Consider the following 14,973-nt stretch of genomic DNA (forward strand, 5'->3'; position numbering starts at 1 on the left):
ACCAAAGGAATTCCGCTCGTTCGTCAGGTGGCCCGACTTCTCCCCGACCCGGGGCGGGGAACGGTCAGCCGTGTCGAGGTGGCCTCGGCGCTGGAACGGTTGGACGCGCCCGCCGACGACCTCGACCGGACGGTCGACCAGCTCGCCCGGATCGGGGTGGAGGTGGACGATCCCGGCGCCGAGACCGACGGGGCCGTGCCGCCGGTCGACACCGCCGGGGGCGGTGACGGGCCGGGGGGAGCCGGGAACGGCCGTTCGGGGTCGGACCTGGTCCGTCTCTACCTGCGGGAGATCGGCCGGGTTCCCCTGCTCACCGCCGAGCAGGAGGTGGAGCTCGCCAAGGCGATCGAGGCGGGCCTGTACGCGCAGCGCCGCGACGCCACGGCGGAGTGCCGCGCCGAGGAGCTCGCCGCCCTCGTCGAGGAGGGCACCCTCGCCAAGAGGCGCCTCATCGAATCCAACCTGCGCCTGGTCGTGTCCATCGCCAAGCGGTACATGGGGCGGGGGCTGCTCTTCCTGGACCTGATCCAGGAGGGGAACCTCGGGCTGATCCGGGCGGTGGAGAAGTTCGACTACACGCGCGGCTTCAAGTTCTCCACCTACGCCACGTGGTGGATCCGGCAGGCCATCACCCGGGCCATCGCCGACCAGGCGCGGACGATCCGTATCCCGGTGCACATGGTCGAGACCATCAACAAGCTCGTGCGCGTCCGGCACCAGCTCCACCAGCAGCTCGGCCGGGAGCCGTCGACGGAGGAGATCTCGTCGGCGGCGGGCTTCGGCGGCCGCCGGGTCCTGGAGATCCAGCGCATCGCCCGCGAGCCCGTGTCGCTCCAGGCGCCCATCGGCGAGGAGGAGTCCGACTTCGGCGACTTCATCGAGGACTCCGACGCCGTGGTGCCGGTCGAGGCGGCCGCCTTCAACCTCCTGCAGGAGCACCTGAGAGACCTGCTCGGCGACCTCTCCGACCGCGAGCAGCGCATCATCCGGCTGCGTTTCGGGATGGCCGACGGCCACCCCCGCACACTGGAGGAGGTCGGCCGGGAGTTCGGTGTCACCCGGGAGCGGATCCGGCAGATCGAGGCCAAGACCCTGGCCAAGCTGCGCCATCCGTCGAGGGCGGGGACCCTGCGCGACTACCTCGAGAGCTGAGGGCACCCCACGTTCGGCTACCAACGTGTGGGAGGCCGGGCCGGTTCCCCGTGCCCCGGGAACGGCCTGATGTGGCCGACCTGGGCCGAACCGCCGCCGTTCGTCCCGTACGCCCCCTACCGTCATAGGGGTGAACGCCTCCCCTCCGACCTCTTCGACCTCACCGCTCGGCCGCGCAGGGCGGCGTCCGCTGATCATCATCGGCGCGGCCGCGGCCGTCGGCGTCCTGACCCTGGGAGTACTGGTGGCCGTGGGTGGACAGAGGCTGGAACGCATCGGGTACTACGCCGACTGGAACGCGGCCAACCGCGGCTTCACGATCGCGGAACTCCAGGACAACGGGGCCGCCGAGCGCCTCACCCGGCTGATGTGGGCCTTCGGCGCCATCGCGCCCGACGGGCTCTGCCACATCCCCGAGGACAACCACGACCAGCCCTGGGAGCTCTACCAGCGGCGCTACACCGCCGACGAGAGCGTGAGCGGGGAGGCCGACCCCTACACCCAGCCGCTGGCCGGCGGACTCAACCAGCTGCGCCAGCTCCGCGAACTCAACCCCGGCCTGGGGGCGAGCCTGTCCCTGGGCGGCTGGAACTGGTCCACGCACTTCTCCGAGGCGGCCCGGACCGAGGAATCCCGCCGGGCCTTCGTGTCCTCCTGCGTCGACCTGTGGCTGCGCGGCGACCTGCCGGTGCTGGGGGACGAGCCCCAGGGCGGCCAAGGCGTGGCGGCCGGGGTGTTCGACGGCATCGACCTGGACTGGGAGTGGCCCGCGGGCGGCGGACACCCCGACAACACCGAGCACGCCGACGATCCGGCCAACTTCACTCTGCTGGTCGCGGAGTTCCGCCGACAGCTCGACGCCCTGGAGGAGGAGACCGGCCGGGAGTACACCCTGTCGGTGTCGCTGCCGGGCGCGGACGGGGCCGCCAAGTCCTACGACGGCGCGGTGTTCGACCACGTCGACTTCGCCACCGTGCAGGGCTACGACTTCTCGGGGCCGTGGATGGACCGGACCGCGCACCACTCCAACCTGTACGCGCCCGAGTCCGCCCCCGAGGCCAACAGCGTGGACGCCGCACTCCGGCGCTACCTGGACCAGGGCGCCCCGGCGGAGAAGCTCGTGATGGGCCTGCCCGCCTTCGCGCGCGGCTGGCAGGGCGTGGAGCCGGCGGACGCCGGTCGCGGGCAACCCGCCGAGGGGCCCGCCGACGACGACTACGACGGGCCGACGAAGGCGTTCTCGGACGCGGAGGAACTGGAGGGCGAGCGCCATCTGGACGAGGACGCCGGAGCGTTCTGGGTCTACGACGGCGACGAGTGGTGGACCTACGACAACCCCGACGTGGTCGACCTCAAGGGCGCCTACGTGACCGAGCACGGTCTGGGCGGGCTCATGGTCTGGAACCTGGACATGGATCCGGACGGGGCGTTCGTCCGCGCCATGGACGAGTCCCTGGGCGGCTGACCCCGGCCGTCACCCGCGTCCGGGCCCGGGCCCCGGGCGTCCTCATCCGGGTGCCCGTCGAAGGTCCGGGCCGAATTCGGGCGCGTGACGGTTGCCACGCCGGGACCCCGCGCGCCACGCTGTGGTGCATGGCCGACCCGCACAGCGACACCGCATCCGCCCGCCTGCGACACGACCTGGAGAGCGCCGTCCAGGGCACGGTCGCCTTCGACGCCGGCACGCTCGCGCTCTACACCTCCGACGCCTCCAACTACCGGCGCGTCCCGCTCGCGGTGGTCGTGCCCAGAACCGTCGAGGACTGCGTGGCGGCCGTGCGCGTGTGCGCCGACCACGGCGTGTCCGTGGTGCCCCGGGGCGGCGGGACCTCCATCGCCGGGAACGCCATCGGCACCGGCGTCGTCATCGACACCTCGCGCCACCTGCGGACGATCGAGCACATCGACCCCGAGGCCCGGACCGCGACCGTGCAGCCGGGTGTCGTCCTCGACGACCTTCGTGAGGCCACGGCCGAGTACGGTCTCACCTTCGCACCGGACCCCTCGACGCACAGCCGCTGCACGATCGGCGGGATGGTCGGCAACAACGCCTGCGGCTCCCACTCGGTCGCCTGGGGCACCACCGCCGACAACATCGTCTCGTTGGACGTCCTGCTCAGCGACGGCACCCGGATGACCGTGGGCGCGGGTCGGGTGGAAGACCGGGCCGGGGGGCGCGCGGGCGAGATCCACGCCGCCCTGGACCGGCTGGTCGACACCTACCGCGAGGAACTGCGCACCGCGATGCCCGAGTTCCGCCGCCGGGTCTCGGGCTACGGCCTGGACCGGCTGCTGCCGGAGAAGGGCCGCCACGTCGCCGCGGCACTGGTGGGCAGCGAGGGCACGTGCGTGTTCGTCCTCGGGGCCACGGTACGGCTGGTGGAGTCCCCGCCCGCACGTGTCCTGGCCGTGCTCGGCTACCCGGACGCACCCGCGGCCGCCGACGCCGTGCCCTCCCTGCTCACCCACCGGCCGCTGACGGTCGAGGGCATCAACCACCGCATGGTCGCCGCCCTGGACGAGCACGGGGGACCACGCGTGCCGCTGCCGGAGGGCGGCGCCTGGCTGCTCGTGGAGATCGCGGGCGAGGACGCCGAGGACGCGGCCAGGGCCGCCGAGGCGATGCTGGCGGGCCTGTCCGACCGCCCGAGCGGCGCCGCGGTGGTCGTCGAGGCCGCCCACCAGAAGGCGCTGTGGCGGATCCGGGAGGAGGGGGCCGGGCTCACCCAGCGCACCCCCTCCGGCCGGGAGGCCTGGTCCGGCTGGGAGGACGCCGCCGTGCCCCCGGACCACCTCGGCGACTACCTGCGCGACTTCGAGGCCCTCATGGAGCGCCACGGCCGCTTCGGGGTCGTCTACGGGCACTTCGGCGACGGCTGCCTGCACGTGCGCATCGACTTCGAGCTCACGGAGGAGCGGGGGCGGCGGGAGTACCGGGCGTTCATGGAGGAGGCCGCCGACCTGGTGGTCCGGCACGGCGGCTCGCTCTCGGGCGAACACGGCGACGGGCAGGCCCGCTCGGAGCTGCTCTCGCGCATGTACCCCGAACGCCTCATCCGGGCCTTCGGAGAGTTCAAACGCCTCTGGGACCCGGCCGGCCTGATGAACCCCGGCGTCATCGTCGATCCGCTGCCGCTGGACGCCGACGTCCGGGTCGGCCTGCCGCTGGTGGCGGGGGCGACCCTGGCCTACGGCGCGGACGGCGGGGACTTCGGCAAGGCGCTGCGGCGGTGCTCGGGGATCGGCAAGTGCCGGCGCCAGAGCGGCCCGGGGGTGATGTGTCCCAGCTACCAGGTCACCCGGGAGGAGAAGCACTCCACCCGGGGGCGCGCCCACCTGCTGTTCGAGATGGCCAACGGCGAGGTCATCACCGACGGCTGGCGGTCGGAGGAGGTCCGCGAGAGCCTGGACCTGTGCCTGTCGTGCAAGGGTTGTCTGAGCGACTGCCCCGCGGACGTGGACATGGCCACCTACAAGGCCGAGTTCCTGCACCAGCACTACCGCGGGCGCGTGCGCCCCGCGGCGCACTACTCGATGGGCTGGCTGCCCTTGTGGGCCCGTCTGGCGAGTGTCGCGCCGGCCGAGGCCAACCGGGCCGCCGCGCTGCCCGGGGTGTCCCGGATCGCCAAGCGGATGGCGGGTGTGGCCGTCGAGCGTGACCTGCCCTCGTTCGCGCGCACGACCTTCACCCGGGCCTACCGCCGGCGCGGCCCCCGTCCGGGCGGGCGCCGCGTGGTCCTGTGGCCGGACACCTTCGGCAACTTCCTGCACCCCCGGGTACCGGCGGCGGCCGTACGGGTCCTGGAGGACGCGGGGTTCACGGTGGTGCTGCCGCGCGGGCAGGTCTGCTGCGGGCTCACGTGGGTCTCGACCGGCCAGCTGGACGTGGCGCGCCGGGTGATGCGCCGGGCGGTGCGCGCGCTGTCGCCGCTGGTGGAGGAGGGCCTGCAGGTGGTGGGCCTGGAACCGAGCTGTACCGCGGCGCTGCGCCACGACCTGATGGAGCTGCTGCCCGGTCCGGAGAGCGAGCGGGTGGCCGGCGCCGTGCACACGCTGTCCGGCTTCCTGAACGAGTACGCACCGGACTGGGAGCCGCCCCGTGTCGCGGCCTCGGCCCTGGCCCAGGTGCACTGCCACCAGCACGCCGTGATCGGCTTCGAGGAGGACCGCAAGCTCATCGCGCGCGCCGGGATCGACGGCGAGGTGCTGGACTCGGGCTGCTGCGGGCTGGCGGGGGACTTCGGGTTCACGGAGGGGCACTACGAGGTGTCCACCGCGATCGGGGAGCAGGAACTGCTGCCCCGGGTGCGTGCGGCCGCGCCGGACACGCTGGTCCTGGCCGACGGCTACAGCTGCCGCACGCAGATCGAACAGGGCACGGACCGCCGGGCACTGCACCTGGCCGAGGTCCTCGCCGGAGCGCTGAGCGCGAAGGAATGACCGTGAGGCGTCTGAGCGGCCGAGCGGAGCGGCTGGGCCGCTCAGACCCCCATCTGGTCGTGGAGGACCGCCAGGGCGTCGGTGACGGCGTCCGGGAGGGCGGGATCGTTCGGGTCGACGCCCTCGCCCAGGTGGACCCTCCAGTCCGCCTCGGTGCCTCCCGGCGTCCGGCGCGCCACCAGGCGGAAGCCCGTGCTGGAGTCCGGGCGGGGGAAGGGCACGAAGCGGTTGACCAGGATCGTCGCGGTGACGCGCTCGGCGACCGTCTCGGCCAGGCGCCGGTAGTCGAGGGGGCGCAGGGCGACGCTGTGCTCGCCCGCGCCCTCCTCCATGAACGTGAAGGTGTCGGTGCTCCACCGGGCCTGGTCGATGTCCTGCCACATCACCCGGCGTCCACCGGGAAGATAGAGCGCCTCCGTGCTGGCGACGAGCTCGCCGTCGCCGACGACGGGCGCGTGGGCCAGGACGCGTTCGCCCCGCTCCAGGCGGGAGCGAACGCTCTCCGGCACTCCGGAGCCGAACACTAGCGGCCGCCGGCCCCGTCGTGCGCGGTTTCCCGGTCCATGGTGCGCAGCTCCTCGTCCGTGGGCCGCGCCAGGAAGTCGCGGACCGACGTGATGGGCATCTTGTCGACGGCCTTGTCGTAGACCGTCCGGCCGGCGTTGCCGACCTGGGCACCCACGAGCCCGGCGACCTCTTGGACGACGGGGCTGTCGGCCACCTTGCGGGCGGTGCGGGACATCTGCTCATAGCGTGCCCGGCCCGCCTTGGCACCCAGGACGTATCCGATGGCGAGTCCGGCGACGAACGTGATCCGATAGCGCATGGTCCCTCTTCAGGCCTTGGAGACGATGTCTCGACGTTACCTCGTCGTGGCGCCGGCCACACGGGCCGACACTTGTCACGAGGACTCGTCAAGGGCGCTAGTCTATTGGTGTCGCCGCGGCTCACGGAGCCGCGGACGAGCACCATCCCGCGTAGCTCAATCGGCAGAGCAGCCGGCTGTTAACCGGCAGGTTACTGGTTCGAGTCCAGTCGCGGGAGCCGACGGTGCCGTACATGGCGTCGCGAGCACCCCGTGAGGGGCGCTAGTCTATGGGTGCCGTCGCGGTTCACGGAGCCGCGGAGGAACGCGATCCCGCGTAGCTCAATCGGCAGAGCAGCCGGCTGTTAACCGGCAGGTTACTGGTTCGAGTCCAGTCGCGGGAGCAGATGAGGGCCCTTTCCCTTTCGGGAAGGGGCCCTTTCGCGTGTCCGGGGTGCTGACTCGCGCGTCCGGACGGGCGCGCCCCGGCCAGGGGCCGCCAGAACGCGTCCGAGGCCGTACTCGCGCCTGACCGTGGTCGGGGCGCCGGTAGGGGGCTTCCCGCGCGCGGCGGGCATGCGGCGATCCGGGTGGCCGGATGCGGGCGGTCCGGGCGGCGTGGGCCATCTCGGCGAGGATCGCTGTGGTGGTCGAGCCGGGGTGGCCCCATGCCTCCGGGACTGCGTCGACCGGTGGCGGTGCGGTAGAGAACGCCTGGCGGCGTCGGGCCCGTTCCCCGGGGGCACGGGCGGCCCGTCGCCGTGCGGGGGCGCTGTGCGACGGACATGGGGCTGCCCCCGCCCGCTGCCGGGCCGAGGGCTCAGACGCGGGTGCGGGGGATGCCGTCAGAGTCGGCCCACGCCGCCGACGATGAGCCGCCGGTTGCGCTGCGGCATCTGGTAGCAGCCGGGGACGGGCGGCGCCACCGGCAGGGTCCGCCACCGCTGGGCCTGGAGCATGCCGGGGGGCACGGACTGCCAGCCCGCGAAGAACGCCTCGATCTCCTGCTCCGTACGCCAGCGCCCGGAGCCGAGGTGCTCGGTGAAGAGCTGTTCGAGGACCTGCGCGCGCTGGGCGTCCTTGGGGTAGGCGGTCGCGTCGGGGCGGCAGTAGTGGCTCAGGACGAGATGACTTCCGGGGGCGAGGGAGTCACGCAGGGTGGCGATGTGCCCGGCCGGATCGTCGGCGTCCGGCACGTGTGCCACCACACCGGTGAGCAGGAGGCCCACCGGCTGGTCCAGGTCGATGATCCTGGCCGTCTCGGCGTCGCCCAGCACGCGGTCGGGGCTGGTGAGCCCGGCCTGCACAGCGGTGGTGGTCCGGCCGTCCCGGAGCAGGGCGCGGTGGTGTGTGAGCACCATGGGGTCGTCCGAGGCGTAGGCCACCCGGGCGCCCGGGTCGGTCTCGTGGGCGATCTCGTGGGGGTCGCCGGGTGAGGGCAGGCCGGCGCCGATCTGGATGAACTGCCGGATGCCCGCGTCCGCGGCCAGGAAGCGGACCGCCCGTTGGAGAAAGGCGCGTTCACCGAGGACGACGTCCTGGAAACCCGGAGCGGCCTGTTCGGCGCGGGTGGCCAGATCGCGGTCGACCTCGAAGTGGTCCTTCCCCTTGAGGTGGAAGGAGTGGAACCGCGCCAGACTGGGTCGTGCCAGGTCGACGACGGGCGGTGGTTTGGCCCGGACGTGTTTGCCCCCCGCCTGCCTCAGGAAATCGGGGGAGGTGAATCGAGACATCGCCGTCCTCTATGTGAGGTGGGGAAGTGAGCCGACCTCTGGATTGTATTCGTTGTTGACGCGCTTGTTAACCGAGTCACCGACACAGGTCGCAAAAACATCGGCCACTGTGCTCTTGTCGGGAACGGCGATACGTGTTAGGTCGGACTTGGGTCGACTAGCACATTTATACCGGATGTCCACTTTGCGAGGAATCTGGAGGGGTGCACGAGGGCACAAGCCCCTGGTTGGGCGGGAGAGGGATTTCCCCAGGGTGCACGAGTGATCGGTGAGATCGGTCCGCGGTCCTCCGGAGAGCCATCCGCGGGTGCGCGAGTAGTGGACACCGAGCCCCTGAATTAGGTCCGCACCCATTCCCGCGTGCAATTACGCGGCGGCACTCATGGGCTGCGACAAGCCGATGTCGTGGAGGTAAAGCGAGAGAAGGCATCGACCGCAGGCCAGTGGTCAATAAGTCCTTCCGGTTGGTGGGCCGGGGCTAACCTTGGAGGCATGGACCGTCCGTACACCATCCTGAGCTGCGCGATGTCGCTCGACGGCCGCATCGACGACACCGGTCCCGACCGGCTGCGCCTGTCCAACGACGCGGACTTCGCCGAGATCGACGCGCTGCGCGCCGACTGCGACGCGATCCTGGTCGGCGCGGGCACGCTGCGCGCCGACAACCCCCGACTGCTCGTGCGCTCTCCGGAACTGCGCGGCCGCCGCCGGGCCGAGGGGCGGCCGGAGAACCTGCTCAAGTGCGTGGTCACCCGATCCGGCGACATCGACCCCGCCGCCCGGTTCTTCACCACCGGTGACGCCGGGTCGGTCGTGCACACCGGGGGAGCGGGCCTGGACACCGCACGCCGCGCGCTCGAGGGGCACCCGGAGGGAGCGCCGCCGGTCGAGGTCGCCGACGCAGGGGACCCGCCCACGGCCAGGGGCGTCCTCGACGACCTCGCCGCCCGGGGTGTGGCCCGCCTCCTGGTGGAGGGCGGCGGGCACATCCACACGATGTTCCTGACCGAGGGCCTGGTCGACGAACTCCGCGTGGCCGTGGCCCCCTTCTTCGTGGGACAGGAGGACGCGCCGCGCTTCGTCCTGCCCGGCCCCTTCCCCTTCACCCCGTCCTCGCCGCTGCGCCTGGCGGAGGCGCGGGCGCTCGGCGACGTCGCCGTCCTGCGCTACGTCGCCGCCCCGGACCGGGAGTCCGCGTGAGCCCCGCCGGCCCGCCGCCCGCCGACGGGGACGGCGACGCGTACTGGCTGCGTCACGCGGTGGAGCTGTCCGGCCTGTGCCCGGCCTCGCACACCGCGTTCTCCGTGGGCGCCGTGGTGGTGGCCGCCGACGGGACCGTCCTCGGCGAGGGCTACTCCCGCCGGGACGACCCCCACGACCACGCGGAGGAGGTGGCCCTGCGCGAGGTGGATCCCGCCGACCCCCGTCTGGCGGGTGCCACCCTGTACTCGTCCCTGGAGCCGTGCAGTTCCCGCGCCTCACGGCCCCTGGCCTGTAGCGGGCTGATCCTGGCCACCGCCGTGCCGCGGGTGGTGTTCGCCTGGCGCGAGCCCGCGCTGTTCGTGGACTGCGACGGAGCCGAACGGCTGGCCGCGGCGGGCCGGACCGTGGTGGAGCGCCCCGACCTCGCGTCCGGGGCCCGGGCGGCCAACGCCCACCTGATCGGCTGATCGGCGGTCCGCCCAGGTCCGCGCGGCGGAGGGCCGGGGCACCGGTCCGGCACGATTCCGCGACGGCCCGGACCGATCCGGCGCCGCGGTCCAGCGCCGGTGGAACCGGTCGATCCTGCGCGACCGCGGGTCAGAGCCGGTCGACGTCCACCACGTGCACGACCGCGCGCCCCTCGGCGTCGGAGGCGGCCAGGTCCACCTCCGCGCTGATCCCCCAGTCGTGGTCGCCCGCGGGGTCGGCGAGGATCTGCCGGACCCGCCACAGGCCGGACTCCTCCTCGATGAGCAGCATCTGGGGGCCGCGGGCGTCCGGACCGGTGCCGATCTGGTCGTGCTCGGCGTAGTACGCCTCGACCGCCTCCGCCCACTCCTCGCCGGTCCACTCCCCGTCCTGGGAGAGCTTGCCGAGGTCGCCGTAGCGGCGGCGGGAGGCCAGCTCCACGCGGCGGAACATCTCGTTGCGCACCAGCACCTTGAAGGCGCGGGCGTTGGCGGTGACCGGCCGCACCCTCTCCTCGGCCGGCTCCTCGCCCTCGGGGCCCTCCTCCTCGGGGTTGGTGAGCTGCTCCCACTCGTCGAGCAGGCTGGAGTCCACCTGGCGGACCAGTTCGCCCAGCCACTCGGTGAGGTCGCGCAGCTCCTCGGTCTTGGCGTCGTCGGGCACCGTCTGGTTCAGGGCCTTGTAGGCGCTGGCGAGGTAGCGCAGGACGAGCCCCTCGGAACGCGCCAGCTCGTAGTAGCCCACGTACTCGACGAAGGTCATCGCGCGCTCGTACATGTCACGCGCCACCGTCTTGGGCTGCAGCGGATGGTCGCCCACCCACGGGTGGCCGGTCCGGTAGACCTCGTAGGCGTGGTCGAGCAGCTCCTCCAACGGCTTGGGGTAGTCGATCTCCTCCAGCCGCTCCATGCGCTCGTCGTACTCGATGCCGTCCATCTTCATCTGCTGGACGGCCTCGCCGCGCGCCTTGTTGAGCTGGGCGCCGAGGATCTGCCGCGGGTCGTCCAGGGTGGACTCCACGACGGTGAGCGCGTCCAGGTGATAGGTCGGCGACTCCTTGTCGAGGAGCTCCAGCGCGGCCAGCGCGAACGTGGACAGCGGCTGGTTGAGCGCGAAGTCGGCCTGCAGGTCGACGGTCAGGCGGGCGGTGCGGCCCTGGGCGTCGGGCTCCGGCAGCGTCTCGACGATGCCGCCGTCCAGGAGCGAACGGTAGATGGCGATCGCCTCGTGGATGTGGCGGCGCTGGGTCCGGCGGTCGTCGTGGTTCTCCGTGAGCAGGTGCTTCATGGCGGTGAAGCAGTTGCCGGGCCGCGAGATCACGCTCAGCAGCATCGCGTTGCTCACCCGGAAGCGGGAGTTGAGCGGTTCGGGGTCGGCGGCGATGAGCTTCTGGAACGTCGCCTCGTCCCAGGCGACGAAGCCCTCCGGGGCCTTCTTGCGTACGACCTTGCGCCGCTTCTTGGTGTCGTCGCCGGCCTTGGCCAGGGCCTTCTCGTTCTCGATGACGTGTTCCGGCGCCTGGGCGACCACGTGGCCGACCGTGTCGAAGCCGGCGCGGCCGGCCCGCCCGGCGATCTGGTGGAACTCGCGGGCGCGCAGGCGGCGCACGCGCACGCCGTCGTACTTGCTCAGGGCGGTGAACAGGACCGTGCGGATGGGCACGTTGACGCCCACGCCGAGCGTGTCGGTACCGCAGATGACCTTGAGGAGCCCCGCCTGCGCCAGCCGCTCGACGAGGCGCCGGTACTTGGGGAGCATCCCGGCGTGGTGCACACCGATGCCGTGGCGCACGTAGCGGGACAGGTTGCGGCCGAACTTGGTGGTGAAGCGGAAGTTGCCGATCTCGTCGGCGATCGCCGCCTTCTCCTCCTTGGTGCACATGTTGATGCTGGTCAGCGACTGTGCGCGCTCGATGGCCTGTGCCTGGGTGAAGTGCACGATGTACACCGGCGCCTGGCCGTCGCCGAGCAGCTCCTCCAGCGTCTCGTGGAGGGGGGTGACGCGGTAGTCGTAGTAGAGGGGGACGGGGCGCTCGGCGGAGGCGACCACGGCGGTGGAGCGCCCGGTGCGCTTCTCCAGGTCCTCCTCGAAGCGGCTGACGTCGCCCAGGGTCGCCGACATCAGCAGGAACTGGGCCTGGGGCATCTCCAGCAGGGGGACCTGCCAGGCCCAGCCGCGGTCGGGCTCGGCGTAGAAGTGGAACTCGTCCATGACCACGGTGTTGATGTCCGCGTGCTCGCCCTCGACCAGAGCGATCTGGGCCAGGACCTCGGCGGTGCAGCACACGATGGGGGCGTCGGAGTTGACGCTGGCGTCGCCGGTCATCATGCCGACGTTCTCGGTGCCGAAGATCTTGCAGAGGTCGAAGAACTTCTCCGACACCAGGGCCTTGATGGGCGCGGTGTAGAACGCGCACTCGTCACGGGCCAGCGCGGCGAAGAGGGCGCCGGTGGCGACCATGCTCTTGCCCGACCCGGTGGGGGTGTTGAGGATGACGTTGGACCCGGAGACGACCTCGATGAGCGCCTCCTCCTGATGCGGGTACAGGGTGAGGCCCCGCTCCTCGCACCACGAGGCGAACGCCTCGAAGAGGGAATCGGGTTCGGGTTCGGCGGGAAGAACATCGATGAGACTCACGGTTCTATACTGCCCGCTCCCCGACCCCCGTCGGGACGTGCGCCCACCGCACAGGGGAAGGGGGCGCTCCCCGCGGGAACACCCCCTCGGCACCGCGGCCCGTCCGCCGTGCGGCGGACGGGCCCGTCGGGCTCAGACCAGGCCGAGCTCCTTGACGGTGTCGCGCTCCTCGACGAGCTCCTTGACGGAGGCGTCGATGCGGCCGCGCGAGAAGTCGTCGATCTCCAGGCCCTGGACGATCTCCCACGTGCCGTTCTTGGACACGACGGGGAAGGACGAGATGAGGCCCTCGGGCACGCCGTAGGAACCGTCGGAGGGGATGGCGGCGGAGGTCCAGTCGCCCTCGGGGGTGCCGTTGACCCAGTCGTACACGTGGTCGATGGCGGCGTTGGCGGCCGAGGCGGCCGAGGAGGCGCCCCGGGCCTCGATGATCGCGGCGCCGCGCTTGGCGACGGTCGGGATGAAGTCGTTCTCCAGCCACGCCTGGTCGCCGACGGCCTTGGCGGCGTTGGCGCCGTTGACCTCGGCGTTGAACAGGTCGGGGTACTGGGTGGCCGAGTGGTTGCCCCAGATCGTGAGCTTCTTGATGTCGTTGATCGACACGTCGAGCTTCTTGGCGAGCTGGGTGAGCGCGCGGTTGTGGTCCAGGCGCGTCATCGCGGTGAAGCGCTCGGCGGGCACGTCGGGGGCGTGGCTCTGCGCGATGAGGGCGTTGGTGTTGGCGGGGTTGCCGACCACCAGGACGCGGATGTCGTCGGCCGCGCCGGCGTTGATGGCCTCGCCCTGGGGCTTGAAGATGCCGCCGTTGGCCTGGAGGAGGTCGCCGCGCTCCATGCCCTTGCCGCGGGGACGCGCGCCGACCAGGAGGCCCACGTTGGCGCCCTCGAACGCCTGGCGGGCGTCGTCGAAGATGTCGATGCCCTGCAGCAGGGGGAAGGCGCAGTCGTCCAGCTCCATCGCCGTGCCCTCGGCGGCCTTGACGGCCTGCGGGATCTCCAGCAGGCGCAGCTTCACCGGGGTGTCGGCGCCGAGCAGCTGTCCGGAGGCGATCCGGAACAGCAGGGCGTAGCCGATCTGGCCGGCGGCGCCGGTGACGGTGACGTTGACGGGTACTTGGGCCATGACGTGAACTCTCCTGACGACGATGTGCGACCCGCGATGTTACCAACGGGTAGAAGCGGCGTCCGTGCCGGGCGCTGGGGTCCACCGGGCGCGCGCCGCACCTCACCACCCTAGACCGAGGGCGCACACGCCCCGTGACCCAGGTGTGGCCTACACGCCACCGAACCGCCGAGGAGGACGTCAACCCTTGCCGGACGGCGGTTTCACGGCGCGGTAACGTCGGACACACCCTGTTAGGATGACGTGTGCCGACGACGGCGGGCCGGTAGCTCAGTTGGTCAGAGCAGGGGACTCATAATCCCTGGGTCGCGGGTTCGAGTCCTGCCCGGCCTACCCCCTCTGAGCACAAAAAGCCGCTGACCTGCGGATCCAGGCCAGCGGCTTCTTCATGTCCTCTCCGGCCGCGTACGGCTGACGCCGGTCGCGTCCGGTCGCCTGTGTCGAATGCACGTTGAAATTCTGCGGGCTCGGAACCCCTCGAACCCGGCCCCGGCCCCGGCCCTCCACCGCGATTCCCGCCCGCCGCCGTCCGAGCAGCGCGCGTGGACCCGAAGCAGGACACCGACGCTGCGAGGCGCCCACCGCGCCGCCCGGGTCAGGTACGGGCGGCCAGGGGCCAGGAGCCGTCCACGACCGCTTCGGGGTCCTTGCGCCGCAGGTAGTCCTGGAATCCGGCGGCCTGTTCGGCCTTCCAGCCGATCTGTGCCGTGTGCAGGTCGTCGATGCTCATCTCCGCCAGCTCGCTGTGGACCGCTCCGAGCTTCCAGGCCAGCCGTGCGGCGGCCAGAGCGTCGGCGGCGGCCCCGTGGGCCTGGTCGGCGTCGAGGCGGACCCCGTGGTGGGCGCACACGTCCGCGAGCTTGCGGGAGCCGCGTCGGTAGGTGTCGGCCTGCTTGTCCAGGACGAGGGGGTCGATGACGCGCAGCAGCTCGGAGATGGACATCCCCGTCTGGTGGCGCTGGAGCTCGGCGGCGAGCAGGCCGAGGTCGTAGGGGGCGTTGTAGATGACCACGGGGAACCCGTCGACGGCCGCCTTCTCCAGGGCCTCACCGATCTCCGGTACGGCTTCGGATGCGGGTCGGCCGTGTGCGCGGGCGTGATCGGTGGTGATGCCGTGGATGTCGGTGGCGGCCTGGGGGATGTCGATGCCCGGGTCGATGAGCCAGGTCGCGACGCTCTTCGTCCGGTTGGCGGGGTCGATGCGCCACAGGGCGGCGGTGACGATGCGGTCGTGCCCCAGGTCCAGGCCGGTGGACTCGATGTCGAACGCGGCCATGGGGCGCAGGTGCCAGGTCATGGGACCCCTTCTGCTCGCTGGAGGTGGTGAAGCGCTCGGTGACCAGTGTGGCGGTCTCGCGCTGCTCGCGGTTCTCGCCGGTGCGTCCGTTCCGATGGGCGATCACCGACAGCGCC

The 14,973-nt window shown here is 71.9% G+C and carries 11 protein-coding genes and 3 tRNA genes; 8 read left to right on the forward strand and 6 right to left on the reverse strand.

Going from position 1 to position 14,973, the window contains the following annotated elements; all coding sequences use genetic code 11:
- The first annotated feature begins 27 nt into the window (after positions 1-27).
- From rpoD to M1P99_RS20010, 3 genes are all read left to right on the forward strand, one after another.
- Entirely contained in the window at positions 28-1,152 is a 1,125-nt protein-coding gene (rpoD, locus tag M1P99_RS20000) for an RNA polymerase sigma factor RpoD (RefSeq protein ID WP_304454127.1), read from the forward strand.
- A gap of 130 nt (positions 1,153-1,282) precedes the next feature.
- On the forward strand, positions 1,283-2,617 hold the full coding sequence (locus M1P99_RS20005; protein WP_304454128.1) for a glycoside hydrolase family 18 protein: 1,335 nt from the start codon (positions 1,283-1,285) through the stop codon (positions 2,615-2,617).
- 128 nt (positions 2,618-2,745) lie between these two features.
- Positions 2,746-5,592, forward strand: a complete 2,847-nt coding sequence (locus M1P99_RS20010) for an FAD-binding and (Fe-S)-binding domain-containing protein (protein WP_304454129.1) — start codon at positions 2,746-2,748, stop codon at positions 5,590-5,592.
- Positions 5,593-5,633: 41 nt separating this feature from the next.
- On the opposite strand, the gene M1P99_RS20015 is transcribed toward M1P99_RS20010, so the two are convergent.
- Together M1P99_RS20015 and M1P99_RS20020 are read right to left on the reverse strand one after the other, a co-directional pair.
- On the reverse strand, positions 5,634-6,101 hold the full coding sequence (locus M1P99_RS20015; RefSeq protein ID WP_304454130.1) for a hypothetical protein: 468 nt from the start codon (positions 6,099-6,101) through the stop codon (positions 5,634-5,636).
- Positions 6,102-6,115: 14 nt separating this feature from the next.
- Positions 6,116-6,418: a hypothetical protein gene (locus tag M1P99_RS20020; RefSeq protein WP_304454131.1), complete on the reverse strand. Its 303-nt coding sequence runs from the start codon at positions 6,416-6,418 to the stop codon at positions 6,116-6,118.
- Positions 6,419-6,563: 145 nt separating this feature from the next.
- Here M1P99_RS20020 and M1P99_RS20025 point away from each other — a divergent pair.
- Positions 6,564-6,636, forward strand: a tRNA-Asn gene (locus M1P99_RS20025).
- Between the two features lie 92 nt (positions 6,637-6,728).
- Positions 6,729-6,801: transfer RNA gene (locus M1P99_RS20030), tRNA-Asn, on the forward strand.
- A gap of 441 nt (positions 6,802-7,242) precedes the next feature.
- On the opposite strand, the gene M1P99_RS20035 is transcribed toward M1P99_RS20030, so the two are convergent.
- Positions 7,243-8,130, reverse strand: coding sequence for an SAM-dependent methyltransferase (locus M1P99_RS20035; protein WP_304454132.1), 888 nt, complete (start codon positions 8,128-8,130; stop codon positions 7,243-7,245).
- Between the two features lie 492 nt (positions 8,131-8,622).
- Here M1P99_RS20035 and M1P99_RS20040 point away from each other — a divergent pair, with 492 nt between their 5' ends.
- Positions 8,623-9,330 carry a dihydrofolate reductase family protein gene (locus M1P99_RS20040; protein WP_304454133.1) on the forward strand — a complete coding sequence of 236 codons (708 nt, stop codon included), beginning with the start codon at positions 8,623-8,625 and terminating at the stop codon, positions 9,328-9,330.
- Positions 9,327-9,800, forward strand: a complete 474-nt coding sequence (locus M1P99_RS20045; RefSeq protein WP_304454134.1) for a deaminase — start codon at positions 9,327-9,329, stop codon at positions 9,798-9,800. Before M1P99_RS20040 ends, M1P99_RS20045 begins: the two co-directional genes overlap by 4 nt.
- A 130-nt stretch (positions 9,801-9,930) precedes the next feature.
- On the opposite strand, the gene M1P99_RS20050 is transcribed toward M1P99_RS20045, so the two are convergent.
- Both M1P99_RS20050 and M1P99_RS20055 read right to left on the reverse strand, forming a co-directional pair.
- Positions 9,931-12,438 (reverse strand): RNA helicase, encoded by a 2,508-nt coding sequence (locus M1P99_RS20050; RefSeq protein ID WP_304454135.1) that lies wholly within the window; start codon positions 12,436-12,438, stop codon positions 9,931-9,933.
- A gap of 132 nt (positions 12,439-12,570) precedes the next feature.
- On the reverse strand, positions 12,571-13,560 hold the full coding sequence (locus M1P99_RS20055; RefSeq protein WP_304454136.1) for a malate dehydrogenase: 990 nt from the start codon (positions 13,558-13,560) through the stop codon (positions 12,571-12,573).
- 259 nt (positions 13,561-13,819) lie between these two features.
- Between M1P99_RS20055 and M1P99_RS20060 the strand changes: the two genes are divergently transcribed.
- Positions 13,820-13,893: transfer RNA gene (locus tag M1P99_RS20060), tRNA-Ile, on the forward strand.
- A 262-nt stretch (positions 13,894-14,155) separates the two neighbouring features.
- Here the strand turns inward: M1P99_RS20060 and M1P99_RS20065 are convergent.
- Positions 14,156-14,857, reverse strand: a complete 702-nt coding sequence (locus M1P99_RS20065; RefSeq protein WP_304454137.1) for an exonuclease domain-containing protein — start codon at positions 14,855-14,857, stop codon at positions 14,156-14,158.
- Positions 14,858-14,973 lie beyond the last annotated feature (116 nt).

It is taken from the genome of Nocardiopsis sp. YSL2 (assembly GCF_030555055.1).
GTDB lineage: Bacteria > Actinomycetota > Actinomycetes > Streptosporangiales > Streptosporangiaceae > Nocardiopsis.

Bases quoted from the DNA above. Each gene is read 5' to 3' on its own strand.
- M1P99_RS20010 (WP_304454129.1), top strand. From the start codon at position 2,746: ATGGCCGACCCGCACAGCGACACCGCATCCGCCCGCCTGCGACACGAC.
- M1P99_RS20020 (WP_304454131.1), bottom strand. From the start codon at position 6,418: ATGCGCTATCGGATCACGTTCGTCGCCGGACTCGCCATCGGATACGTC.
- M1P99_RS20035 (WP_304454132.1), bottom strand. From the start codon at position 8,130: ATGTCTCGATTCACCTCCCCCGATTTCCTGAGGCAGGCGGGGGGCAAA.
- M1P99_RS20040 (WP_304454133.1), top strand. From the start codon at position 8,623: ATGGACCGTCCGTACACCATCCTGAGCTGCGCGATGTCGCTCGACGGC.
- M1P99_RS20055 (WP_304454136.1), bottom strand. From the start codon at position 13,560: ATGGCCCAAGTACCCGTCAACGTCACCGTCACCGGCGCCGCCGGCCAG.
- M1P99_RS20065 (WP_304454137.1), bottom strand. From the start codon at position 14,857: ATGACCTGGCACCTGCGCCCCATGGCCGCGTTCGACATCGAGTCCACC.